Here is a 23,331-nt window from a genome sequence, read left to right on the forward strand (position 1 = left end):
CCCGGTCGCCACGGCGGGCGCGATGATCAGCTCAAGCCTTGCGGCTCAACATGATCAGGTCGTGACGCTCACGATCGTCGAGTCGATCGCGGCACCGTCGGCGGCGTAGTTCACCGTCCCGAGGAACCGCTGCCCCTCGGCCAGGCCCGACCACGTCAGACCCACCGAGTACTCGTCGCCCATCGCGACCGGCTGCTCGGCCGGATCGACCGCGAGGTTCCCCGCGTCCCCAGCCGGCACGACCCACGCGTGCAGCTTCGCCTCGAGCGGCGAAGGCCCGGCCCACTCGTCCACGAACACCACGAACGTGTAGCCGCCAGGCAGCGACACCGACTCGTTGGTGCCGCCCGAAGCCGAACTGCCGACCAGCGTCAGCGCGCCCTCGGCGTCCTTCACGTACACGAACAGGTCGAGGTCCGTGCCCGCCGGGTGGTCCGCGTCGAACGTCGCGAACCGCACCAGCGCCGCGTCCTCAGGCGTCGTGAACTCGTACGACACCGCGTGCGAGTTCTCCACCGGGGCGTCCGACGGGAACGACGACGAATCCGGGTCCGTCAGCGTCGCCGTCTTCACCTCGGAAGCGACCAGACCCGACACCGAAGCGCCCAGGGTCCCGTCGAAGCCCGACGTGCCCGACAGCGTCGCCGAACCCGAAGCGCCCGTGTACGACGCCTCGTCCGCGGCGGCCAGCTGCACCGGCTTCACCACGATCGGCGAACGCACCTCGTGGACGACCTTGGTGCCCTTCTTCTCCACCCACGTGACATCGCCGAACGACCACTCGTCGAACGCCGCGTCAGTGCGCGTGATGGTGAGCGTGTACTCCTTCGACTCGCCCGGCTTCAGCGTGAACTGCGTGACGTCCGAAGACACCTCGAAGCCCGCCGGAGCCGTGATGTCGGCCTTGTACGTGCTCTTCTTGTCCGACACGTTCGTCACCGTGCGCGTCACCTGGTACGTGCCCGTCAGCTCCGCCACCGTCACCGACGGGTAGTTCAGCTGCGACGGGTCGATCGAACCCAGTGCGTCGCAGTACGACTGCACCTTCGACGCCTCCGGCGTCCCGCAGATGTACTGGATCCACTCGGTCGGGTTCGACTCGTACACCAGGCCCGGGTCGAACATCGCCCGACCGTCGACGTGACCGGCCCCGTAGTCGAACGGCGTCGCGTCGGCGCCGCCGCGCTGGATCGGGTCGCCGTTCTGGTCGGTCTGGTACGCCGTCGTCATGATCGCCGACTTGACCGCCATCGGCGACCAGTCCGGGTGCGCCGACTTCAGCAGCGCCGCCAGGCCCGCGATGTGCGGACTCGACATCGACGTGCCCTGCGCGTTCGCGAAGTCGTTGCCCGCGTGGTTGAACGGCGTGATACCCGCCAGGATCTCCACGCCCGGAGCCGTGATGTCCGGCTTCAGCAGGTTCTGCTCCGCCGCGAGCGCCGGACCGTTCGACGAGAACGCCGCCATGACCGGCGCGTTCACGTCCTCCAGCTCGGACGTCTCGACCTCGATGCGCGGGTTCGACTTCGAGTCGACCCACTCGGCCAGCGCCAGACCGTCCTCGTAGCTCACGTGGACGACCGGGACCGCCTGCGACGTCACCGTCGTCGCCGCCCCGCGCTCGTACTGGTCGCGCACGATCAGCGCCGTGCCGCCGACCGCGGCGACCTGCTCCGCGTTCGCGCTGAACAGGTTCCCGCGCACGCAGATGATCGCGAAGCCCTCGGCCTTCGCCGGGTCCAGCGTGCCCGCGTCGCAGCGCGCCGCGGCCTCCGCGTCGGTCCCGTCGTACGCCGCGTCGACCGCGTTCTTCACGTACCACTTCGCCTCGCCGACCAGGGCGGCCGCCGGGATCTCCTCGCGGCCGAACTCGACCTCGGTGCGGAACGTCTGGTCGTGCGTGGACGCGCCGACCGTGGTCACCCACGGTTCCTGGTGGTCCACAGTGGAGGTCGGGCCGTCGTTGCCCGCGCTGGCGGCCACGAAGACGCCGGCGGCGGCCGCGTTGAAGAACGCGAGCGACACCGAGTCGATGAACTCGGGGGTGCCCGTGGAGCCGATCGAGAAGTTGATGACGTCGACGCCGTCGTTCACGGCCGCTTCGATACCGGCGACGAGGTCGGCGCCGGGGCAGCCGCCCCAGCAGACCTTGTACGCCGCGACGCGCGCGGCCGGGGCCAGACCGGAGACCGTGCCGACCTTCTCGCCGTCGATCTCGACCTTCGTCTTGTAGTTGCCCGCGGCGGTCGTGGCGGTGTGGGTGCCGTGGCCGTCCTGGTCGCGCGGCGACGCGAAGCCGTCCTCGGCGTAACCCCAGGTGTCGAAGTAGCGGGCGCCGATGAGCTTGTTGTTGCACTCGACGTTGTTCGCCGGGTCCTCGTCGACGCCGGTGACGCACTCGCCGTTCCACTTGGCGTCGATGATCGCCTGGTCGGGGCGCGGCTCGGAGAGCGGAGCGAGGGCCGGGTTCTCGGGCCAGATGCCCGTGTCGAGCACACCGACGATGACGCCTTCGCCGGCGTCCTTCGGGCCGCTGAACTCCTCGTCCCAGGAGCCGTTGTCGCCGGAGAGGCCGAGGAAGCCGGTGGTGTCCACCGCACCCGTGGGCTGGTAGATCGTCTCGGGGACGACCGCGGCGACGTCGTCGCTGGCCGCGAGCGCTTCGGCTTCGGCGGCGGTGAGGTTCGCGGCGAAGCCGTTGAGGACCGTGTCGTACTCGGCGGTCGTGTCGACGTCGTACTCGGCGATGACCGCTTCGCGCTCCTCGGCGAGGGCGCCGCGGTACTCCTCGACCGCGGCGGCCTCGAAGTCGATCGTCTCGCCCTCGGCGGGCGCGGTGGCCTCGTGGGTGGCGATCGGGTCGGAGGCGAGCTGGACGATGTAGTTGCCGTCCTTGTAGTCGATCGGCAGCGCCGCACCCTCTTTGAGGTATTCGGGTGTGACCTCAGGGAGCGTGGGGGGCTCGGCCTGGACCGGGGCGGCGCTGGTGGTCAGCGCGACGGCCACCAGCGGGACGGCCGCGGCCGCCAGTACGGCTCTGGTTCTGGCTCGGGCGCGCGTCGATGCGCGTCTTTGCCTGCGGGGGGACGGAGATCCCATGCGATGAGCTCCTCTCAAGGGGGACGTGCGCCGTGGGTGAGTGCTCCGGCGCGGACTGTGGAGATCGCCGCGCCGCGGCGCACGGAAACGAGCCTATTGCGAGGTTGGTTCGCTGTAAACCCTCATATGAGGAGAATGCCGGTATCAGGCGTGACTGTTATGCGTCCGTTACAAAGGACGTTCCGACGGGTGGATATTCAGTGAATTCCCTGCGCTCCGGCGGGCGCGATCACCAGCGCCACCAGAGGAATCGGCGCTCCCGGCGGAAGTTCACGGAACTGCCCGTCGCCTTCCCGGAGACGGAGAAGCGGATTGCCGTGCCTCCTTTGTAGGTGGCGCGGTTCTTCATGGAACTGCCGAACACTTCGGTGTTGTCGTCCACGGCGTAGGCGCCGTCGGGCAGGACGACGGTGAGGGAGGAGCCGAGGAGCTTCACGTCGAGTTCGACCGTGTCGGTCTGGATGACCGCGTGGCGGCAGTCGAGCTTCACCGAGGAGCCGGTCGCGTTGACGACGATCCTGCGCGGCACGACCCAGTCGCCGTCGCGCTTGACGGACGACCCGGTCGGCTTGAGCCGCAGTTCGGCGGGGCCTTCGGGGACGGGCCGCTTCGCGGCGGGCACGGCGAGCGTCCCGCCGGTGTCGGGCAGGTCTGCGAGGAGGCGCTCGACCTCGCCGTAGGTGCGGGCCTCGTAGGCCTGGCGGGAGCGGTCGGCGAACTCGTCGAGGTCGAGGCGGCCCTCCTCGGTGGCGGCGTGGAGCTTGGCGATGATCGCCTCGCGCTCGGCGTTGGAGACGCGCATGTTCGGGTCGTGCGTCATCGTGGGCTCGCTGTCTCGGAGGTCATCGGGCTCTTACCTTCTCGTCGGACCTGGGTTGAGCCGCCGGGGCCCGCGCACGAGCCCGCCGTTGCACCATTCGTGGTAGTCGAACAGGTCGGGCTGGCGGATGAGCGCTTTGGTGTTGGCGGCCCAGAGTTCAACGTACTGGTCGCGGGATTCGACCGCCTTCTCGAGGAGGCGGTCGACGCGTTTGCGCGTGTGGACGCGGAAGTTGGTACGCACGGCGTCGCCGGCGTAGATGTAGAGCACGTGGAGCGCGAACGAGCGCTTGGGGCAGGTCGCGTCGGCGGCGAGGTCGAGCCACGTGTCGACGAGTTCGTCTGTGGCGAGGGTGAGGTCCCACTGGCGGCCCTCGGGCGCGGTCGAGTACGGGTCGAGCGCCCAGTCGCGGATCTCCTGCGGAGTGGGGACGGCGGGGCGCGCGAACCCCCTGAAGGACCCTTCCGCCACTGCCGCTCCCGCGCTCCTGCTGATTCGAACGATGCTCGCACCGATCCTAGCCCGACCCCGCCCCGAGCCCGGTCCACGATCGCAACCGGTGGGACCCGGGCCGCTGCGGGCTCGGGGTGGGCGGGAGGAGGCGCTCGCGGCCGCGACCGCGTGTGAAACTCGGATCCCGCTCCCCGGGGCCTTCCCGTCGGAGCAGGCGCGCGATAGGTACGCAGCCGTCCGTCGCCGATGGCAGCGACTCGCCGGATGACTATAGAGCTTGACGCGATGGCCTGCGGCGGTGAAGCGTCTGGTACCGGCATCCCTGGTAGGAGGAGACATGTTCAGGCTCGAGTGGACCGCCCACGAGCGGAAGCCCCAGGCCGCCATCGATGAGCTCCTCCAATCGATCGCGATCGACGGCCCGCCGTTGGCCGCATGGTCTCGGCGATCCGAAGGCGCCCTTCGGGGCCTCGGTCCGCCGGGCCGGTGGGTGGGAGGCGCCTTCCCTGCCCACCGGCCAGGCGGCCGGTCAGGCTCGGCCCACTGCCATGTGCACCGCCTCGATGCGCTCGTTGATGTCGCGCAGCTGGTTCGGGTCCGGGTCCCAGCCCCGGTCGAGGAGCATTTCGCGGAGCCGGACCAGCCAGGGCCGCGGATGCTTCATGACATCGGAGGCGGTGAGGACCAGGATCTCCCAGCCGAGGTTCCGGAGCACCTGGTGGCGGCGCCGGTCGGCGGTCTCGGCCGCCAGGCCGAGGTGGGTGCCGAGGCCGTCGTACTCGACCCCGACCCGCCACTGCTCCCAGCCGAGGTCGAGGAACTTGGAGCGCCCGTTCGGCGTGCGGACCCGCAGTTGCGGGATCGCCGCCGGGAGGCCGGCGTCGCCGATGAGGCAGCGGGTCCAGGACTTCATCGGCGACTCCGACCGCGGATCGGCCGCGATCAGGGTCGCGTTCGCCCGTCTGAGCCGGTCGCCGTGCAGCGGTTCGAGCGCGGCCGAGAGGCTCCCGGCGTCGATGCCCGCCCGCAGCATCTGGTCGGCGGCGGCCACGGCCTCCAGTCGCGGCAGGTCCGCCGCGCAGTCGACCAGGGTGCGCGCCAGGCAGGTCACCGGCAGGCCGTCGACCACAGCGATATCCGCCAGCGGCGGATCGGAGGAGCACTCGATCGGCCACTCGCGCTGATCGGCCCCCGGCGGCAGGACGTCGAAGCCGTGGATCCAGGCCGCGGTCCGGCCCGTCGCCACCAGGCTGAAGTCGGATTCGAAGGCGGACTCGAAGCGCATGAGGAGGTCTCCAGGCCCCTCGCCGCCGTAGTGGAGCCGGTCGTCGAGCGCCGCTCCGGTCGGGCGGTTCATCGTGGCTGTCGTGGTGCGGTACATCGGTAGTTGCGTCATGTACCAACTGTCGTCGACCCGCTCCGGAGCGTCAACAACTTCTTTTCCGCCTGTGGATAACTCATCGGAACTTGAAGAGAACCGCTGGTCGGCAGCCTGTGGATAACTTTCGTGGTGTGTTGGCCCACAAGCGAAGCGGCGGGGCCGCCTCCCTTGGGGAGGCGGCCCCGCCGCGAACGTTCCTGCAATGGCGAAGGGCTGCAGGCGTCGCTACCAAGCGACGTCGCAAAGCTTCCAGGCGCCTTCTTCCTCGACCGCCGTGAAGGTGTAGCCGGAGCCCTCCTCCATCTCGGCGGTGCTGCTCGGCTCGCTGTCGTCCCAGGTCCAGCCGACCCAGACCTCGACGCCGCCGTCGACCTCGCGCGACATGGCCCAGAGCAGGATGCCCGAGTCGTACCCGGTGTTCTCCAGCTCCCACTCGAGGTCGGTCTCCATCGCCGAGCTCGGCGACGAGCACACCTGCGCCTGCATGAGCGCGTCGTCGTCGGTGTCCGACCCGATCCGGTAGTTGAGCGCGGCGGCCTCGGGCGTGCCCTCCGTGAACTCCTCGGAGTTGACCGGGGTGCCCCAGGTCGCGAAGTCCTCGTCGGCGCTGGCGTCGTCCGTGGGCTCCTCTTCCTCGGTCGGCTCCTCGGCCGCGTCGCTCGACGCCTCCTCCTCGGTCGGCTCGGCGCTCGTCTCCGAGTCGCCGCCGCCCGCCTCCGGGTCGTCGTCCTTCACCATCCCCGGGATGATGAGCACGGCCGCGATGCCGAGCACCACCACCAGCGCCACGACCACGCCGAGGATCACCGGCAGGTTCCCGCCCTGCTTCGCGGGCGGGATCGGCGGCGGCAGCACCGAGCCCGGCGCCGACGGGTACCCCTGCTGCACGCCGATCATCGGCTGCGAAGGGGGCATCGAGGGCGGCATCGAAGGCTGCGTGTACTGCTGCGGCGGAGGCTGCTGGTAGTAGTTCCCAGCGGGCGGAGGCGTGCTGCCGTAAGGCTGGGCGTACGGGTCGCTGGGTTCCTGCGGCTCGGGCTGCAGCTGGTACTGCGGGTTCCCACCGCCGGGGGGCGGATACGTCATCGCTTCTACACGCCTCGTCTGCTCGGGGGCAATCGGTCGCGGTGATTGGGCTTCACCGGGGTGAACTCGATCGTACAGCCCCGCGCCGACCTCGTGGCCCCCGGAAATCCCCAGGTCGCATCGGGTGCCGATGGCGAAGCGGCCGTACTGGGACGAACCGTTCGCACCGCCCCGCGCGAGCGAACCGTCGCACACCCTGTGCGACGCCGGATCCCCCTGTGGGACTAGGATTTATGCCCCGGCACCACGCATGCGGCCCGGTAGCAAGGCGCCGACGATCCCACGTCGAGGCCGCACGCGGCGCCCGGGGCGGCCCGCCGCCCCGCGGAGCCGTACCGAGAAGTCCCGCCGCTTCTACCCGAGGTTCGACGTATGGCGAACGCCAATGCAGTGCAGCTTTGGACCATCCGCTTCTCCGCCGCGCTCGCTCCCGTGCCGGTGGTCGAGCTCCTCGACGTGAGCCGCCTCTGGGGCTACGGCCTCCTCTACCCCGCGCTCGCCGCGACATGGGCGACCGGCCGCTGGCAGCGCCGCCGCCAGCTCGCCCGCATGCGCGACGAGCCCGATCCCGGGCCGAGTACGACCCGCACCCGCTTCTGGGGCGGCGACGCCGCGACCGGACCTGACGAGGACCCCTTCGAGCCCTCCGTCTCGGACGCCTACCGCTCGCCCGCCGGTGCTGAGGAGCCCTCCGGCGTCCCGCTCGGCACGGGCTGCGAGCCGTCGATCGGCCCCTTCGGCGACGCCCGCGAGCCGTCAATTGGCCCCTTCGGTGACGCCCGCGAGCCGTCGATTGGCACCTTCGGCGACGTTCGCGAGCCGTCAATTGGCATGGCGGTCGTCTCGGTGCCTCACCAGCGCCGCGACCGCGCCATGAGCAACCTCGTCGGCTCCATCAAGAACGAGTCGATCGACGCCGAGCTGCGCATACAGCTCATCCAGGACCTCGTCGACCTGGGCGGCAGAGACATGGCCATGCGCCTCTCACCCGTAGCCAGATCGTCCAATGTGGATGTCGAAGTGCGGCTCGAAGTCGCCGAGCACATGGGGCGCTTCAGCGTCGAGGACGCCGCCCGCGCCCTCGAATCCATCGCCGCCGATCACACAGTGGACGCCAAGTACCGACTCGACGCCGCCAGCGCCCTCGTCGACTGCGCCGCCGGACCCGCCGGGATCGCGCTCATGCAGCTCGTCACCGACGACTCCGTCAACGAGTACGTGCGCCACAGCGCCGCCCACGCCCTGCGCGACGTCCACGCCTCCGCGGCCTCGATGGCCCTGCGGCACTTGGCGAACGCGCCGCTGGTCTCCGTGCGGCTGCGGATCATCTGCGCCGAGCAGCTCGCCGAGGACAGCGTCATCGACGCTGAGAACGCGCTGTGGCGGATCGTCAAAGGCGTCGAGTCCGTCATGGACTTCCACCTCGGTGTCGATGCGGCCGAAGCGATGTACGGCATCAGCCCCGACGTCGGCGTCGAGGCGTACTCGGTGCTCGCCTCAGACGAGTGCTTCCACTGGTTCGGGCGCATCGAGGCCGCGTACCGGCTCGGCCGGATCGGCCTGCGCGACGGCTACGACCTGCTCAGCGACTTCGCCCGCGCCGACCACGTGGAAGAGGTGTACGCGCGGGCCGCGCTGGAGAGGCTCTTCCAGCTGGAAGTCGACTCCGGGAACGAGTGAGACCCGAAGGGCCGCAAGGCCCCTAGGGTTTGACAGCGACGAAGTACGTGTCGATCGCGAGGTGGTGGAGGTCGCGGCGGCGGCCGAGCCAGTCCGGACCGTCCTCGTCGAGCAGCCGCGCCCAGGCGGCGTTGTCCTCGTCGCTGAGGAAGTGCTCGAACCAGCCCGTCCTGGTGCGCAGCGACTCCAGGGCGTGCGTGAGGTCCGCGCCTTCGAGCGGGGCCGGAGTCGCGTTGAGCTCGTTGACCTCGCGCACCTCGGTCAGGCCCGCGCGCTCCAGCGCCAGGTTCCAGCCGTACTCCAGGAGCGTCGACCCGTGCTCGACGCCTTCGCCTTCGAGGCGGCGCGAACCGGCTTCGATGAGCCGCAGCTCCAGGCCCGGCCTGCCCACGCCCACATGCCAGGGCAGGTACTGCGGGGCCGTGCCGCCCTCGCCGATCGCCAGCCGCCCGCCCGGGGCGAGGAGCCCCGCCAGGTTGCCAAGGGCCGCTTGCGGATCGGACGCGTGGTGGATGACGTGCCCGGCCCACAGCAGGTCTGCGGGCCCCCCGACGGCCGCCGCGAGCGCGTCCGCGTCGTCCACCGACGCCTGCGCCGCCCGCACCGCCGCGCCGGTCTCGGCCGCGCGTTCGCGCACCAGGTCGAGCATCGCCGGCTCCGCGTCCACCGCGACGACCTGCGCGTCCGGGAGGGTCTCGGCGAGTGCGAACGCCATCGACGCGGCCCCGCAGCCGATGTCGGCGACGGTCCGGTCGCCAGGGGCGGCGAGATGCCCGGCGAGCCGCCGGTACTTCGCGGATTCCGCGGCCGCGCGCTCCTTGAACCGGGGCGCGGCTTCGGCGAAGTCGAACGTGGCGGCGTGGTCGCCGTGGTGGTGTCCGTGATGCGATGCCATGCGCCCCAACCTAGCACTGTTGAAAACCATTACCGAAACGAAGGCGACCGGGCGGCCTCGCGGCCGCCCGGTTCTGGTTCCCTGTATGCAGGTCTATGCGGCCAGCCGCTCCTGGACGCGGGTGACCTCCGCGTCGAGCGAAGCGGTCCGGACCGGGCCGTCGTGCGGCGCGTCCGACGCCGACAGCGAGGCGAGCAGGCCCCGGCCGAGCGCCGCCTGGGTCAGCGCGAAACCGCGCAGCACCAGCGGCAGCAGCAGGGCCATGACCAGGCCGCCGAGGACCGCCAGCGCCGAACCGGCGAGGTACGAGTCGCCCCAGCCGAGCCAGCGCGTCGCGTACTCCAGGCCGTCGCTGCCGTCCACCGAGCGCTCGATGATCCACGCGTACAGCGGGTAGAACAGCGTCGCCACGGTCGCGGCCCACCAGCTCAGGGCCACGCAGAACCCGGCGACGGCCAGCGGGAAGTTCACCAGGCCCCACAGCAGGTTCAGCCACGACTGGCCGTCGGTCAGCGGCGTCAGGTAGCGGCGCAGCGCCGACGCGCCCTCGGGCGCCCGCTTGTAGTGCGGCGCGTTGATCGGCTGGCGCAGGACGGCCCCGAGCTGGCTGCGCCCGGCGGCGGCGAGGCCGCGCATGGCGAACAGGGTCGCGGCCAGGAGCGGCACGCCCACCCACACGACGGCGGTCCCGATCCCGGCGGCGAAACCGGTGACGGTGATGACGAACGCGGGAAGCGCGATCGGAAACGAGGAGAGCAGGTACGCGGAGTCGGCGCCGAGCTGCTTGAAGATCTTGTTCATGGAGACAATTCTCGTCCGCGCAGCGCCCCGCAACGACCCTGCGAGCAGGCATTTCACCGGTAGGGACAGCCCTACCAGCGTCCTCGGGCCTGCCCGGACCGAGCGGGCGCCGAGCCCGTTCCGAGGTGTCTCCGAGGTTCGCGGGGGACGCTCGCTCGCTATGAGATCGATGCTTTCCCAATCGGCCCGGGCCGGCTGCGTCGCGGCCCTCGCCGCACTGGCGTTGGCCGCCTGCGGCGAGGACACGGCGTCAAGCGAGGACACGGCGGCCGCCGCCGAGGACCCGCTCGCGGCCTACACCGCCTGCCTCACCGAGCAGGGGATCGAGCTGCCCGAGGACTGGACGCCGTTCGGCCAGGGCGGCGGCGCGCCCGGTGAGATGCCGACGGGTGAGATGCCCGCCGACGGCGAGATGCCGACCGGGGAGATGCCCACCGACATGCCGTCCGGTGCGCCAGCCGGGCCCGGCGCGATGGCTGCGCCCGACGGCGTCGACGAGGCGGACTGGACGGCGGCCACCGAGGCCTGCGCCGACCAGCTCCCGCAGGGCGGCGGCATGCCCGGCGGCACCCCGCCCGGCCAGCAGGAAGCCACCGAGGAGACCACCGAAAGCACTGACGCCTAAGGCTTTGCTCCCATCCTCCCCGGATGAGAGCGGCGCCGGCAGCGCCATTCCCAATGTCGGCGCCGCTCTTCAATCGCCAGGGGGCGGACGGATGCGCTTGCGGGCGTTCGGGTTCATTCCCGGAACCACCACCACGGGCCCGCCTTCCACTGCGGGACCGGGATCGTGCGGCGGATGAACTCCTCGTCGAGCGGCTCGACCAGCCGTCGCAGTTCCTGCGCTTGGCGTTTCGGGAGTCGCCGCATCGCATCTTCGAGCGTCTCCCGGTCCGGGTCGCTGCAGCAGGGGCAGTAGTAGTCCCGGCACTGCGGCCGGAGAGTGCACCGGACGCGGCCGCGCCAGCCGCGCAGTGCTCGCGCGATGCCGCCGATCTCAAAGCGGGTGTCGGCGTTCTCCAACCGCACGACGGCGGCCTGCAACGCGCCTGAGGCGCCGTTGACGCGGGGGATCGGGTACTTCCGGTACCGCCAGCGTCGGTACCTGGGCTGTTCAGCGCGTACTCGCGCGGGCTGCCTACGCGGCATGGCCCTTTCTGTTGTCGTCCATGCCGACCAGTATGCCCCGAGGGTGCGACAAGAAGAATAGGTGCGGCCCGGGTCGTTGACCTCGACACCGGGCCGCCATGTGCCACATAGTGGCCGCTGCGATCCGTGGCAACCGTTGAGTCTGCTGCTAGCATCGCGCTCTGCCATTGAGCTACCGCCCCGTGTGGTGGGGCGGGAAGGATTCGAACCTTCAACTTCGATGTCCCAGGGGACCGCTCACGGATACGCGCGGCGTGGCGAATGCTGAAGCTGGAGCGAGAGTCTCAGTCTCCGCGGCTTGCCTCTGCCACTTGGGCCACCCCGGCTCGAAGTGCCGGGGGAGGGAATCGAACCCCCATCTCTACCGCGTTGTGCTGCTACTGAACTTCAATTTCAGCGTGTTTCGGCGCTGTGCGCGCCACCCCTGTCGCTCAAAACAGGGGGGTCTGTAGGGGCTATTCGCCCAGCAGGTAGCCGAAGACCTTCGCGCCGACCTGCTCGTCGACGACCTCGGTCCCGTTGGCCTCCTCCCGCGCGAACTTGACCGCCATCTGGAGCTTCTCGAGGCGCTCGGAGAGCTGCGCGACCCGCTTGGCGGGGGCCGCGCCTGAGAACTTCACCGTTGTCCAGTACCCGACCGGGATGTCCTCGTAGTACACCTCGACCTGCGCGGGGTGCTCCTCGGTGGCCTCGGCCTTGACGTGGTTGCGCGGGATCTTCTTGGTGCGCACCGTCTTCACCGGGTCGGTCGCGAACGCGTCCGACGCGTCGTTGAACGACCACGACTCGCCCGCGTCGAGCACCGGCAGGCCCTTCACGAACGCCTGCAGCTCGGCGAGCTGCTTCTCCAGGAAGAGCAGATAGGTGACGGGGACGTCGGCCACCAGCACCTCGCCGTCCACTGTGATGTCAGCGGTGGCGAGGGCGTTGGTGCGGTCCTTCGTGGCCGTGACGTCGAACAGCCGCGTCATCGCCGCCGAGACCTCGCGCAGCTGCTCCTCGACCCGCCGCTGCACCTTCGTCGACTCGGGCGGCAGCTGCTCGCCCTCCTCGTCCTTGGGCTGGTAGGTCCGGGAGATACCCGACAGCAGCGGCGCCTTGGCGAGCTCGCGTCCGGCGTCGCCGAGCGCGCGCACGGCCTTCGCCTTGACGCTCTTCTCGATCGCGATGATCTGGTTCAACTTGGTCACGGGGCAACCCTCACTTTCGGACTACACCATAGGACCCGCGCGCCACCCCGGCAACGCGTTAAACACGAAGCGGCCGCCGGGGCGGAAATCCGGCGGCCGCAACAGCATTCGCTACTGGTTGCACCAGCGCTTGGAGTCCGCAGTGGACAGCAGGCCGATCATGATGCCCGCGATGGCGAGGCCGATGGCCGCGCCCGCGATGGCGCCCGCGGCGCTGCTCCCGGCGCTCTGACCGGTCACCTCGATCTCCGGGGTGAAGAGGTACGACAGGAGGCTGAGGGCCACGCCCACGGCCTCCAGGATGATCGCGCCCATGCGGGCGCTGGACTTGCGCTTGGAGATCTGCACCGCGAACACGCCGCGCAGCACCGTCCAGATCAGGACCTGCACGATCGAGGCGATCAGGAACAGCATGTACGAGTCGGGCAGGATCACGTCGCCCGTGTCTTCGAGCGCGGTGAGCGTGAAGTAGCCGACGAGGGACGCGCCGCCGCCGCAGATGCCGAGGCCGAACATGATCCACAGGAGGACGACGGCGCCCTTCGTGGTGCCGGGCATCCGCTCGGGCGTCGCGCCCAGCGGCGGGCCGGGCGGGGGCGCGGCCGGGGGAGGGGGATAGCTCATGGGCGTACTCCTAACGTAGGGCGGACAACAGGGGTTTCAGCGGTCGCACCACCAGCTGGACCGGGCGGTGGCCAGGAAGCACATGACGAGGATCGGCAGTACGAGCCCCGTGCAGTCGAAGGTGTAGTTGACGCTCATGCCGTCACGGGGCGCGAGGGGCGTGATGCTGTCGAAGATCAGCAGGGCGAGCACGAGCTGGCAGGCCATCCCGGCCGACTCGACGACGAACGCCGCGGTCCGGGCCGCGCGGCTGCGCCGGGCGATCTTGACCGCGAGGTAGGCGCGCAGGCCTGCCCACACGACGCCCTGCACCGCGCCGACCGACACCAGCAGTGTCGCGTCGGGCCCGAGCATGCCGAGCGTCTCCGGCTCGGTCAGGAGCACCGGGATCGTCATGAGCGCCCCGAACGTGCTGATCGCGACCGTCACCCACAGGAGCACGACAGCGGTCGTCGTGAGCCCGGGCATGCGCGGCGGCTGCGGCGGGCCGTAGGGCTGGCCGGGCTGCGGGTGCGGATAGGCGGGGTGCTGGGGCGGCGGGACCGTCATGGGGTGCGCTCCATGGGCAATGAGGGGTCGTGTCGCTCATTGTAGTTGCAACGGCGCGAACCGGGGTACCCCGAAACTGCGGCCGCTATGCACGCCAGCGTGAAGACGCAGCTCACCGCGGCGGTGTTCATGCGAGTCGCGACGGGGTACTAGGCTGGACGGACGCGCTGCGACGCCCGAAATGACGGGTTCGTCGCGGTAGCGGACGGCGGCCGACGGTTGGACGGAGGAGCAGATGATCACGCGATTGGCCGAGTCCCTCGGATACCGGGTGCTCGACGTGCAGGACGGCGACGGGACCCTCTCCATCGGCGGCCACGACGGTGCGAGCGCGCTGCGCGTCGGCTGGAGACCGCTCATCGTCGAGGGCTATACAGGTTCGGGCTCGATCGACCGTTTCGCGATCCGCACCCGCGACGCCGAGTTCCGCGGCTCGCTGCGGGACCTGCGCGGGCGCCTGCGCCACCCCGAGGGCGACACCGACCCGGTCGAGCTCGCCCGCCCGATCCTCGGGCTCATGCAGCCGGGCCACTACGGGGTCCGGATCTGGCGCGACGCGAACGTCCACATCGAACCGTTCGGCGACAACGGCACCGCCTGGTGGTACCCGTACGAGCCCATCGGGACCGAGGGCACCGCCGTCATCCCCACCGACGCGTGGCCGCCGCGCGACGACGACACCGTCACCGGCTACGTCGACGCCATCGAGGAGGGCGACCGCCCGCTCGCGGTCATCCTCCGCTCCGAGCCGCCCGGGGACGAGCAGGACTGCGCCTCGTTCCTCATCGACGGCCACCACAAGCTGGCCGCCTACCGCCGCACCGGGATCCGCCCGCACTTCCTCGACATCGCCCGCCTCGCCGACCGCCTCCCCTGCGCGCCCGACGACCTCCGCGACGTCATCGCGGGCGACGCGAAGCTCGAGCAGTCCGCGTCGAACCTCATGCGGTACTTGGAAGACCGCCACCGCTAGCCGCCACCGCTAGCCCAGGACGAGCTGCGGCGCGTACGCGATCGCGACGAACCGGACCGAGCGGCCGACGAGGCACGCGGCGACGAACAGCGGCAGGCTGATCCGCGTCCCGGCCGCGCAGACGCTCGTCGCCATGAGTGGCGGCAGACCCGTTGTGGCGCTGAGCAGCAGGATCGGCGCGGCCAGCGCCGGGCGGTCGAGGAGCCGCAGGAGCTTGCGGCCGATCGCCCACAGTGGAGCCAGTGGTGCGCGGAGCCGTTCGCGCACCGCAGTGCCGGGACCGGAGCGGGCGGGCTCGGGATCGCTTGCGGCGCAGGCCCGTCGGCGTTCGCGCCGTTCCTCGACCGCGTCGACCCACGAGCGCAGCCGGGCCGAGTGGAGTGCCCCGCGCACGCCCAGGAACAGGGTCGTCTTGCCCACGGTCTGGCCGACCGCCGCCGCGACGCCGAGCGCGACCGGGCTGTAGTCGGTCGTGGCGGCCAGCGCCACCAGGTAGGGCTCGACCGGGGTGACGGGGAAGAACGCCGACACGAGCGCGGTCAGCGCGGCCGTGAGGCACGCGGCGATCACGGGCGCGCCCCTCGCGGGGCCGCGGCGCGCGCCGCGGCGTCGGAGGAGGCGGGGGCGCAGGTGGCGGAGTGCTCGATCATTCCAGTTTCGGGTTCGCTCGGGGTGTGGTTTGGCGCACTGGGAGCGACTGTAGTGCACCGGGGGCGGGCCCGGAATACCCCGAGCGGTACACCCGGTGTTCCAGCTGCCGCTACCGCGGCGGCGGTCAGGCCTCGGCGCTTTTGCGCCCCATGGGGATGCCGCCGTCGCGGTCGATGGCCTTGAACAGGGCCTTGGCGTCCCAGTCGCCCGGGCGCACGCCTTCGGAGGACTCGAGGTACGCCTCCATGAACGTGCGCAGCGGCTTGCCTGCCAGGCGGTCCGCGCGGTCGGGCGTGAACGACGGGTCGGCGTGGAGGACGAGCAGGAGCATCCCGTGCACGCGCCGCGAGGGGGACCCGATGCCCGGCTGGAAGTACGGCAGGTCGAGCGCCCGCGCCCCGTGCTGCTCGTAGAAGGCGAGGCGGCGGCGCGGGTCGCCGTAGGCCTCGTGCACGACCTTCGCGTCGGGGTTCTCGATCTCGGCGACGACGACGCACGGGTCGTACCGGTCGCGCCAGGCGTCCAGGGCGTCGCGCAGGAGCCGCCCGCCGAGGCCGTGCCCGCGCGTGGCGGGCGTGACGGCGAGATAGGTGAGGATCTGCACGCGCGAGGCCTCCGACCAGCGCCCGAACGCCGCCCCGGCGGGCTTCCCGGCGTCGTCGACGGCCACGAGGAGGCTCCCGAGCCCGGCCTCCAGCGTCTCGGCGACGTCCGACTCGCCCTCGAGCTCCTCGGGCGGGAACGCGGGCACCAGGACCTCGCGGTACACCTGGTCGAGCAGCCCGCCCGGCCGCGTCTGCTCCATGATCCGGTACTTCATCCCGAGCCTCCCCCCGACGCCGGGCGCGGCCCGGCGGGTCGAGTATCGCAACGCGGAAGCCCCCTGGTGGCCGGTTGCGCGTACTCGGTCATCCCAAATATTGGGACGGTCTTGCATTGTTCACCTACGGTGTGACCAACGACGCAAACAGCCCGTATCCGCCTCCCGCCACCCGGCCCCGCGGCCCCAACCGGATCGCGGCGGACGGCGTTACCCCGCAAGGAGACGCATGACCTCTGTACCGACCGCCACCGACTGCGACCCGACGGCCATCAGAGCCGAGGGCGAACGGCTGAAGGCACTCGCCCCGCAATACGGCACCGTCGCCGACTACGCCTCCGAAGCCGACCCCGAGTGGTACGTCTGGGGCACCTACGGCATCGCCCTCGCACAGCTCTACTTCGCCAGCGCCGACCGCATCCAGGAGATCCTCAAGGAGTTCGCCCCCGCCGCCGACGGCCTCGGGCAGCGCTTCGTCGACTGCGCGAACGACTACGAGGACGCCGACGGCCAATGCAAGGACGACCTCGACGGCATCGAAGGGGAGATCCAGAATGTCTGACCCCGTCGTCGACTTCTCCGACGCGCCGACCAAATCCGGCTGGGGCGAGGCCCCCGACGGCGGCGTCTTCCAGGACCCCGGCGGCAACGCCAAGAAGCAGCTCGAGAACATCCCCGTCGGCGGCAACGTCTACAAGTTCGGCAAGGCCGCGGTCGACCTGGTCGACCCGCCGCAGGAGTACTTCGACGGCGAGTGGTGGGAGATCCTGCTCAACTCCCTCCAGCAGGTCGCGAAGATGGGCGAGCAGATCCTCGAAGTCGTCGGCGTCGTCCGAGGCGTCATGTCGGCCAACCCCGGCGACATCATCGGCGTCCTCGCCGGGGCCCTCGCCAAGAGCGTCCTCAGCTTCCTCATCTCCACCATCCAGCCGATCCAGGACCTCGTCGGCATCCTCTACGGCAACCCCGCGCGCCTCGACGAGTCCGCGAACATGTGGAAGGCCGTCTCCGAGAACCTGACGGCCCTCGCCGACGAGATCGGCCCCGACCTCGAAGCCGCCTGCAACGACTGGTGCAGCAAGGCCGGAGCGGGCGCGACCGTGCGCGGCTCCGACCTCATGCAGACCACGCAGTTCGCCGCCACCAGCTCGATGGGCCTCCACGACTTCCTCCTGTGCTACAAGGACCTCGCGCAGGGCGTGAACGACCTTGTCCTGCAGATCGTCTCCGACGTCGTCGCGGTCGTCATCGCCGCCCTCGTCGAAGCCGGGACCAAGGGCCCGTTCGCGATCCCGTTCATCGCCGCGGACGTCGCGATCCTCATCGCCAGCTACGTCATGCGCCTCATCCAGCTCGCCACCCAGGTCGCGTGGCTCATCATCGAAGGCGTCACCCTCATGACGGCCATCAAGGAGTGCTTCGAGAAGGCCATGTCGGTCCTGGAGCAGCTCGCGAACCCCGGCTCGAGCCCCCCGGTGGAGGTATAGGCATGGCAGCACCCGAGATCGACGTCGACGCCCTCGCCGCGATGGCGCAGGACGTCCAGGTCACCGCGCAGGACGCCGACGGCCTCGTCAAGGCGACCGCCGGCCCCAGCGGCCGCATCGACGAGATCAAGGTCGAAGCCGAACTCGCCGACGGCGGCGCCGAAGCCGCCGCCCGCGAGATCATGCACGTCCTCAACGAGGCCCAGCGCCTCGCCGACGCCGAGTTCAACCGGCGCGTCCAGGAGCAGATCACCGCGTTCATCACCAGAGCCAAAGGCGGACAGGCATGACCGACGCGAGCGCCCTCGGCGGCATCGCCGACCCCCGCGAACTCCTGCAGCGCCTCGACGCCATGCGCGCCGACACCGAGCAGCGACTCGCGCAACTGGAGCAGGCCCGCGCCGCCGTCATGACCGTCGAGGCCACCGCGAGCGACCCCGACGGCACGGTCACGGTCACCGTCGGCCACAACGGGTACCTGAAATCCCTGGAGATCAACGCCTCCGTCGGCCGCCAGGGCTACCGTCGACTCGGCCCCGCGATCCTCGCCGCGCTCGCGGCGGCCCGCGAGCAGCTCACCGAGCAGATGCGCCCCTACCAGCCGCGCTAGCGAAAAGGACCCGCATGCACCCGTCGCAGATCCCGCCCGAACGGCTCGCCGAGCTCTACGGCCGCGTCGTCACCCCCGAGGAGGCCGGACGGCACTACCGCCGCCACGGCTGGATCCTCGCCGCGGGCCTGTGGGCGCTCGTCCTCATGAACCTCGCCGGGCTCGTCCTGTTCCGCGCGTTCGGATCCGCATGAGCAGGCCGCTGACCCCGCAGCAGGAGGCCTGGCTGCGCGACCCGCGCCATCCGATCCACAACGGACTCAGACTCGACCCGCTGCCGAACCTCATCGCCACACGGCAGGCGCACCCCGATCCGGGAAGCCACCGGCGCATGTCGCTGTGGATGCTCAAGACCGTCATGTGGCCGCACCTCTCCGGCCTGCAGCGGTTCCTCATCTGGTCGGCGCTGGCCGCCCTGGTCCTCATCGTGGTCGCCGGGCCGTTCCTCATCGGCCCCATCGGATGCGAGATCGAGGACGGCCGCAGGGTCTGCGCCCCCGAGTAGCTCAGCCGCGCCTGCCCCGCGCCCGGCGGAACAGCGCCGCCGGGGCCTTCGCGATGCGCAGCAGCGTCGACCAGACGCCGTAGTACGAGACCCACCGGCGCATCACGTAGACGACCGCCCAGAACGCCACCACCGCGGTGACGACGCTCCACCCGATCGGCGTCCACAGGCCCGCGGCCTGCCAGATGCTGATCGCCGCGCACACGCTCAACGCCGACACGGCCGCCGTCAGGGAGTCGCGGATGCGCTGCTGCCGGTCGCCCTCCCACCGCTGCAGGGTCGCCTCCGACTGGTCGGCCATGACCTCGCCCAGCCCGGCCTCGAACGTCTCCAGCTGCTCGTCCACGCCGCTCACGTCCAGGAGCCTGCGCAGCGCCGCCGCGTTCGACGGCGACCTGAGCAGCGCGGGCGAGTGCAGCAGCGAGATCACCTGCCGCGTCTCGCTCTCGAAGCCCAGCATGCGGGTCCGCGACGCCTTGATCGCCTCCAGTTGCGCCGACCGGTCCGAGCCCGGCGTGTTGTACGCGGCGATGTACTCGGTGACGCTCGCGCGGTAGCTGTCGAGCTGGTGGTTCCACGCCGCGAGCGTCCCGCCCAGGCACGCGGTGAACTCCGCGACCGCCTCCAGGTCCCCGGAGATGAAGTTCGGGGCGTCCAGCGCCGCGATCACCGTCGTGTTCTCGGTCGAGATCAAGAGGTCGCCCTGGTTGCGCTGGTTCCAGATCTGCCGCGAGTGGTCGTCGGCGAGCCGCACCCAGTCCCACAGCGACTCCTTCGCATCCGGCGCGGCGTGCAGGAGCACCGACGATCCCGTGAGCGCCAAGAGCTCGCGGCCGTCCTTCACCATCTCGCTGCCGTTGCCGCCCACGTGCGGTCCGTACTCGTGCTTGCGCACGCTCGCCCGCAGCACCCTGATGAGCACATGTGATCGTCCTCTATGGATTTCCACGGGTGGCGCGAATGTGCGGCGCCGCCCTTCGGCCTCCTGGTCGCCCTCGAGCAGCACGGGCAGCTGCTTGAGCAGCAGGTCCCTCGCGAAGCGCGACAATCGGTCCCAGGTGCGGCCCGAATCCCCGCACGTCACCTCGATCTGGCCGTGCTCGCGCGCGGCCCGGAACATCGCGGCGTGCAGCTCGCCGGGGTACACGTCGGTGAGCGTCCGCTCCAGCCGCAGGCAGTGCACGCCCATGGGGGAGAACCGGACCGACGCCGACAGCTCCTCCACCGTCGCCTCGTCCACCCGCAGCCGCACCTTCGGCAGCGCCATCTCCATCCCGTCGAACCGCTTGTCCGTCTCCAGGCGCGGCTCCCAGATGTCGGCGTGGTACGTGAAATGGTCGAGGATCGCCCTGGGCCGCACCAGGTCCGGCGACACGCCCGCCTCGAACGAGCTACGCAGGCGGGACGTGACCGCCTCGTAGTCCAACCCCGTCACCCCGAACGGGAACAGGTACACGATCCGGCCCTCATCCACCCGCATCCACCGCGAGCCCGCGCCCTGAAGCTGCTCCAGCGCCTGCCGGTGCGCGTTGAGCTTGCTCAGCTCGACCGAGGAGAACGGCCACGAGTTCGCCAGGCGCTGTAGCTCCTTGCGCATCTCGTACCGCGCCTTACCTCCATTGGAGACAGTGACGAGCGCCCGGTAGGCCCGCCGCAGCACCAGGTGGTACTCGTGCCGGACCCCCACCTCCTCCCGCACGTACCCCGCGACCGGGTCGGTCAGCCCCTCCGTCTCGTCCAGCACCGCCGCGAAACCGGCGATGACCTCGTCCAGCGCCCGCTCGTACCGCAGCCGCGAACCAGTCTTCAACCGGTCCTCCAGCAGGATCTCGGCCCGCACCAGGTCGCACAGCCGCAGCGCCAGCCCCACCGACTCGTCCGGCGCGTCCTCCAGACCCCACAACTCCCGCACGGTGGCCGAGAACCGGATCATGCACTTGGTCAGCAGATCCACCCGGTAGGTGTGGTTCCACGCCCGCACCGAACCGTGGTGCACCCACAGGCACAGCAGCGCCCGGTCCAGACCGCTCTTCGTCCTGGCCGCCTGCGCCGCGAACTCCGCCCCCGCCAGCGCCAGGAACGTCTCCTCGAACTCCGGCCCGCCCTCGGCCCCGATCTCCGACTGCAGCCCGTTCCACACGAAGCAGTCCCGCAACGCCCTGGTATCAACCCCGCACGCCCGCAACCGCGCCTCGATCCGCAGGTGGACACCCTCGTCCCGGGCCCCCAGCGGCCCCTCGAACACATCGTCATCCGACCCAGTGCGCGCCAAGGGAACCGCCGCCGAAGCGGCCTCCGCCTCCGAGGGTGTGCTCATACCGTCACAGCCTAAGGCGGCGATGCCTGCCCTGGGGTGCGCGCGACTGCCACGGGAGGCCCCTGAGCCCAGTATTTGAACTTGTTCAAGAACCTGCTAGGCTCGGTGCAATGAATTGAACATGTTCAGTTCATGTGCACCCTGAAGCGATGAGGAGTCGACGGCACCATGACCGCAGCGCCGAACTACCCCAGCGAGCCTCCCATGGGCCTCAACCCCGCCCCCTACCAGCCGCAGCCGCAGGCGGTCCGGCGTCGAGGCCCGAGCCTTGTCACCTGGCGCCTCATCGCGATGTGCCTGCTCGTCTGGCCCGCAGTATTCGCCACGGTCGTCATCGGCACCTTCCTCGTAGCCGCGATCCTCTACAACGACCCCGGCGGCCCCCTCTTCTGGCCGCTTGGCTGGATCCTGTCCGGGGTCATCTACTCGCTCGTCGTCGGCATCCCGCTGGCGATCTGCGCCCATCGCCGCCACTGGGCCGTTCGGTACATCCCCGCCGTGGCTCCGGCTGTCGGGCTCATCTCGCTCAGCACTCTGCTGGGCGCGTGGGTGGTCCCCGCCGCAGCGGCCGTCACCCTGTCGATCATTGTCGAGACAACACGACGGCCCAAGCCGAAGCCTGAATAAGAGGAAGCTCACCCGAGCCGCGCGACGGGAGACCAGGGGCACTGGCCAGCTCGGGACCTCGCAAGTTCGGGGCACCCGTCGCAGCTCCAGGCGAAATATACTTTCGGCATCCCCTCGCACATACAACTGGAAAGCCCCTCAGCCCCCAATGCGCAAGCTCTCAACCGATCGCTCCGGCAATTGGCCCCCCGAACCACGCCTTAGCCGGGGTATCGCCTTCGCCGTCGTATTCGTTGTCTTCGCCACTTGCGGTGTGGGACTTCGCCTCCGCGACCGCACCGAACCACCGGGCACAGTCACTTACGGTGACATCGTCCGCCCCGATCTCCAAGGTCCACTACCGACTGCCACCGATATCGACGCCTGGAAGTCCGCCTTCATCGGATTCGCTCTCCAATGGCCTGAAAGCGAAGTCCTGCAGACCGAACGGCCAGGCACCCTCCTCACCTTCGACGACGAGTTCGACAGCTACCTCGCCGGAACAGCCGAGGTACAGGGCACCGACCTGACAGCGGTGATCGGATTCGAGGACGACGCGGTCGCATGGTTCACCTGCTACGCGATCGGCCCGCGAACCGACTCAGCCGAAGAGTTCCTCCGAACCTGCTGGGAGGGCGCCGCAGTGACGGGTGCCGACCAGGTTGCCGGAGCCGCCTGGGTCGACGAGTACCTCGAAATCGAAGCAGACGACCTGGTCGTACGCACCGATCGTGTCTGCCCCGCCTTCCTCATGCTGACAGCCGTGAACCCGAACCCGAGCATCATCAACGCCCAGATCACCATCGCCGCCAGCGAGAACTGTTGAGGGACCCGAGATGCGACGCTTCATCAGCACGAACGGACCGGTCCTGTTCTGGCAGCTCGCCTGGTTCACGGTGGTCTCACTGCCCCTCACCGCCCTGCTCCTCTGGCTGGCCTCAGACGGGACGTATCTCCTGCGGCTCTGGGCGACCGGTCTGGTGGTAATCGCAACCATCGCGATCTACAACTTCCTCGGCCCCTTCACCCGCTTCATCATTCGATCCCAGCGTCTGGGGCGGCTGGCGATCCGCGAGGACCGCGAAATGGTCCTCTGGGCGCAAGGCTTGTTCTCGTTCCTACCGGTCATGCAGGGCGTCGGGCCGGCACACGACTGGGGATTCACGCACGGCATGTTTGCTTCCCTGATCACTTGGGCGGTGGTGATCCCAGGTGCGTGGCTCTTTTGGGTGTTGAAATCCCGGCAGCTCGGCCCTGAAGCACTACCGCCTCCGGTGCTCCCAGGAGCGGACCTGGTGGACGCCCGGCTCATCTCCTCAAGCGAACGGGACGCCTCGGACACGGTCACCGTGTCCGTCGCCGCCCGAAGGACCGCCAGCGCTGAGGAGGTCATCGACTCGGTCTTGTTGTTGCAACTCATCCCGGCCATATCCGGCGGCAAACGCCGATGGATCGCGAGGATCGACGGCGAGCCCGTCGCCACGGTCACTCAGAGCTGGGAGCACCCGCGCTGGTGGCCCCCGGTCGAGTGGACGGCGGACCCGGATGCTCCGTTCACGGAGGCAACCGTTTCATTCATTCCGGATTCTGAAAACAGCGGCCCGGCGCAGGCTTCTGGTTGAGGTCGGTGGGTTC

At 70.1% G+C, this 23,331-nt stretch carries 26 protein-coding genes; 12 read left to right on the forward strand and 14 right to left on the reverse strand.

The features are described from left to right. Nucleotides 1–54: 54 nt before the first annotated feature. The 5 genes from ACGGCP_RS22060 to ACGGCP_RS22080 form a co-directional block, all read right to left on the reverse strand. The gene (locus tag ACGGCP_RS22060; RefSeq protein WP_392969154.1) at nt 55–3,099 is read right to left on the reverse strand and encodes a S8 family serine peptidase; all 3,045 of its coding nucleotides are present in this window, start codon (nt 3,097–3,099) and stop codon (nt 55–57) included. A 229-nt stretch (nt 3,100–3,328) separates the two neighbouring features. Beyond that, on the reverse strand, nt 3,329–3,919 hold the full coding sequence (locus ACGGCP_RS22065) for a DUF1707 domain-containing protein (protein ID WP_392969157.1): 591 nt from the start codon (nt 3,917–3,919) through the stop codon (nt 3,329–3,331). A 33-nt stretch (nt 3,920–3,952) separates the two neighbouring features. After that, complete coding sequence (locus tag ACGGCP_RS22070) at nt 3,953–4,390, reverse strand: hypothetical protein (protein WP_392969160.1); 438 nt, start codon at nt 4,388–4,390, stop codon at nt 3,953–3,955. A 511-nt stretch (nt 4,391–4,901) separates the two neighbouring features. After that, nucleotides 4,902–5,768 carry a hypothetical protein gene (locus ACGGCP_RS22075; protein ID WP_392969163.1) on the reverse strand — a complete coding sequence of 289 codons (867 nt, stop codon included), beginning with the start codon at nt 5,766–5,768 and terminating at the stop codon, nt 4,902–4,904. Between the two features lie 210 nt (nt 5,769–5,978). Then, entirely contained in the window at nt 5,979–6,839 is an 861-nt protein-coding gene (locus ACGGCP_RS22080) for a hypothetical protein (RefSeq protein WP_392969166.1), read from the reverse strand. Nucleotides 6,840–7,211: 372 nt separating this feature from the next. Between ACGGCP_RS22080 and ACGGCP_RS22085 the strand changes: the two genes are divergently transcribed. Further along, a complete protein-coding gene (locus tag ACGGCP_RS22085; protein WP_392969169.1) occupies nt 7,212–8,519 on the forward strand; it encodes a HEAT repeat domain-containing protein in 1,308 nt (435 codons plus the stop codon). 22 nt (nt 8,520–8,541) lie between these two features. Here the strand turns inward: ACGGCP_RS22085 and ACGGCP_RS22090 are convergent, their stop codons facing one another. After that, on the reverse strand, nt 8,542–9,414 hold the full coding sequence (locus ACGGCP_RS22090; protein WP_392969171.1) for a class I SAM-dependent methyltransferase: 873 nt from the start codon (nt 9,412–9,414) through the stop codon (nt 8,542–8,544). Between the two features lie 93 nt (nt 9,415–9,507). Next, nucleotides 9,508–10,215, reverse strand: a complete 708-nt coding sequence (locus ACGGCP_RS22095) for a sensor domain-containing protein (RefSeq protein WP_392969174.1) — start codon at nt 10,213–10,215, stop codon at nt 9,508–9,510. Between the two features lie 169 nt (nt 10,216–10,384). On the opposite strand from ACGGCP_RS22095, the gene ACGGCP_RS22100 reads away from it, so the two are divergent. Then, entirely contained in the window at nt 10,385–10,840 is a 456-nt protein-coding gene (locus ACGGCP_RS22100) for a hypothetical protein (protein ID WP_392969177.1), read from the forward strand. A gap of 113 nt (nt 10,841–10,953) precedes the next feature. Here the strand turns inward: ACGGCP_RS22100 and ACGGCP_RS22105 are convergent, their stop codons facing one another. The 4 genes from ACGGCP_RS22105 to ACGGCP_RS22120 form a co-directional block, all read right to left on the reverse strand. Next, a complete protein-coding gene (locus tag ACGGCP_RS22105; protein WP_392969180.1) occupies nt 10,954–11,364 on the reverse strand; it encodes a hypothetical protein in 411 nt (136 codons plus the stop codon). A gap of 455 nt (nt 11,365–11,819) precedes the next feature. Continuing rightward, nucleotides 11,820–12,554, reverse strand: coding sequence for a hypothetical protein (locus tag ACGGCP_RS22110; protein ID WP_392969183.1), 735 nt, complete (start codon nt 12,552–12,554; stop codon nt 11,820–11,822). Between the two features lie 111 nt (nt 12,555–12,665). After that, a complete protein-coding gene (locus ACGGCP_RS22115; protein ID WP_392969186.1) occupies nt 12,666–13,178 on the reverse strand; it encodes a hypothetical protein in 513 nt (170 codons plus the stop codon). A 36-nt stretch (nt 13,179–13,214) separates the two neighbouring features. After that, nucleotides 13,215–13,727, reverse strand: a complete 513-nt coding sequence (locus ACGGCP_RS22120) for a hypothetical protein (RefSeq protein ID WP_392969188.1) — start codon at nt 13,725–13,727, stop codon at nt 13,215–13,217. 235 nt (nt 13,728–13,962) lie between these two features. Here ACGGCP_RS22120 and ACGGCP_RS22125 point away from each other — a divergent pair, with 235 nt between their 5' ends. Continuing rightward, nucleotides 13,963–14,700, forward strand: a complete 738-nt coding sequence (locus ACGGCP_RS22125; RefSeq protein WP_392969191.1) for a hypothetical protein — start codon at nt 13,963–13,965, stop codon at nt 14,698–14,700. A gap of 9 nt (nt 14,701–14,709) precedes the next feature. On the opposite strand, the gene ACGGCP_RS22130 is transcribed toward ACGGCP_RS22125, so the two are convergent. After that, the gene (locus tag ACGGCP_RS22130) at nt 14,710–15,270 is read right to left on the reverse strand and encodes a hypothetical protein (protein WP_392969194.1); all 561 of its coding nucleotides are present in this window, start codon (nt 15,268–15,270) and stop codon (nt 14,710–14,712) included. Nucleotides 15,271–15,475: 205 nt separating this feature from the next. Next, complete coding sequence (locus ACGGCP_RS22135) at nt 15,476–16,171, reverse strand: GNAT family N-acetyltransferase (protein ID WP_392969197.1); 696 nt, start codon at nt 16,169–16,171, stop codon at nt 15,476–15,478. Between the two features lie 229 nt (nt 16,172–16,400). On the opposite strand from ACGGCP_RS22135, the gene ACGGCP_RS22140 reads away from it, so the two are divergent. From ACGGCP_RS22140 to ACGGCP_RS22165, 6 genes are read left to right on the forward strand one after another with little or no spacing between them, the layout of a single operon-like run. After that, nucleotides 16,401–16,733 carry a hypothetical protein gene (locus tag ACGGCP_RS22140; RefSeq protein WP_392969200.1) on the forward strand — a complete coding sequence of 111 codons (333 nt, stop codon included), beginning with the start codon at nt 16,401–16,403 and terminating at the stop codon, nt 16,731–16,733. Continuing rightward, nucleotides 16,726–17,658: a hypothetical protein gene (locus tag ACGGCP_RS22145; protein WP_392969203.1), complete on the forward strand. Its 933-nt coding sequence runs from the start codon at nt 16,726–16,728 to the stop codon at nt 17,656–17,658. The genes ACGGCP_RS22140 and ACGGCP_RS22145 overlap by 8 nt, the downstream gene beginning before the upstream one ends. A 2-nt stretch (nt 17,659–17,660) precedes the next feature. Then, complete coding sequence (locus ACGGCP_RS22150; protein WP_392969206.1) at nt 17,661–17,948, forward strand: YbaB/EbfC family nucleoid-associated protein; 288 nt, start codon at nt 17,661–17,663, stop codon at nt 17,946–17,948. Then, a complete protein-coding gene (locus ACGGCP_RS22155; RefSeq protein ID WP_392969209.1) occupies nt 17,945–18,268 on the forward strand; it encodes a YbaB/EbfC family nucleoid-associated protein in 324 nt (107 codons plus the stop codon). The genes ACGGCP_RS22150 and ACGGCP_RS22155 overlap by 4 nt, the downstream gene beginning before the upstream one ends. A gap of 14 nt (nt 18,269–18,282) precedes the next feature. Beyond that, nucleotides 18,283–18,462: a hypothetical protein gene (locus ACGGCP_RS22160; RefSeq protein WP_392969211.1), complete on the forward strand. Its 180-nt coding sequence runs from the start codon at nt 18,283–18,285 to the stop codon at nt 18,460–18,462. Beyond that, nucleotides 18,459–18,773 (forward strand): hypothetical protein, encoded by a 315-nt coding sequence (locus ACGGCP_RS22165; protein WP_392969214.1) that lies wholly within the window; start codon nt 18,459–18,461, stop codon nt 18,771–18,773. Before ACGGCP_RS22160 ends, ACGGCP_RS22165 begins: the two co-directional genes overlap by 4 nt. Before the next feature lies 1 nt (nt 18,774). Here ACGGCP_RS22165 and ACGGCP_RS22170 read toward each other — a convergent pair whose 3' ends face one another. Then, nucleotides 18,775–21,090, reverse strand: coding sequence for a hypothetical protein (locus ACGGCP_RS22170; protein ID WP_392969217.1), 2,316 nt, complete (start codon nt 21,088–21,090; stop codon nt 18,775–18,777). A gap of 168 nt (nt 21,091–21,258) precedes the next feature. Here ACGGCP_RS22170 and ACGGCP_RS22175 point away from each other — a divergent pair, with 168 nt between their 5' ends. The 3 genes from ACGGCP_RS22175 (at nt 21,259) to ACGGCP_RS22185 (ending at nt 23,318) form a co-directional block, all read left to right on the forward strand. Then, nucleotides 21,259–21,717, forward strand: a complete 459-nt coding sequence (locus ACGGCP_RS22175; protein WP_392969220.1) for a hypothetical protein — start codon at nt 21,259–21,261, stop codon at nt 21,715–21,717. A 148-nt stretch (nt 21,718–21,865) separates the two neighbouring features. Continuing rightward, nucleotides 21,866–22,522 carry a hypothetical protein gene (locus ACGGCP_RS22180; protein ID WP_392969223.1) on the forward strand — a complete coding sequence of 219 codons (657 nt, stop codon included), beginning with the start codon at nt 21,866–21,868 and terminating at the stop codon, nt 22,520–22,522. 10 nt (nt 22,523–22,532) lie between these two features. Next, nucleotides 22,533–23,318 carry a hypothetical protein gene (locus tag ACGGCP_RS22185; protein ID WP_392969226.1) on the forward strand — a complete coding sequence of 262 codons (786 nt, stop codon included), beginning with the start codon at nt 22,533–22,535 and terminating at the stop codon, nt 23,316–23,318. Nucleotides 23,319–23,331: the final 13 nt, after the last annotated feature.

The organism is Glycomyces sp. NPDC048151 (assembly GCF_043202775.1).
Classification (GTDB): Bacteria; Actinomycetota; Actinomycetes; order Mycobacteriales; family Micromonosporaceae; genus Glycomyces.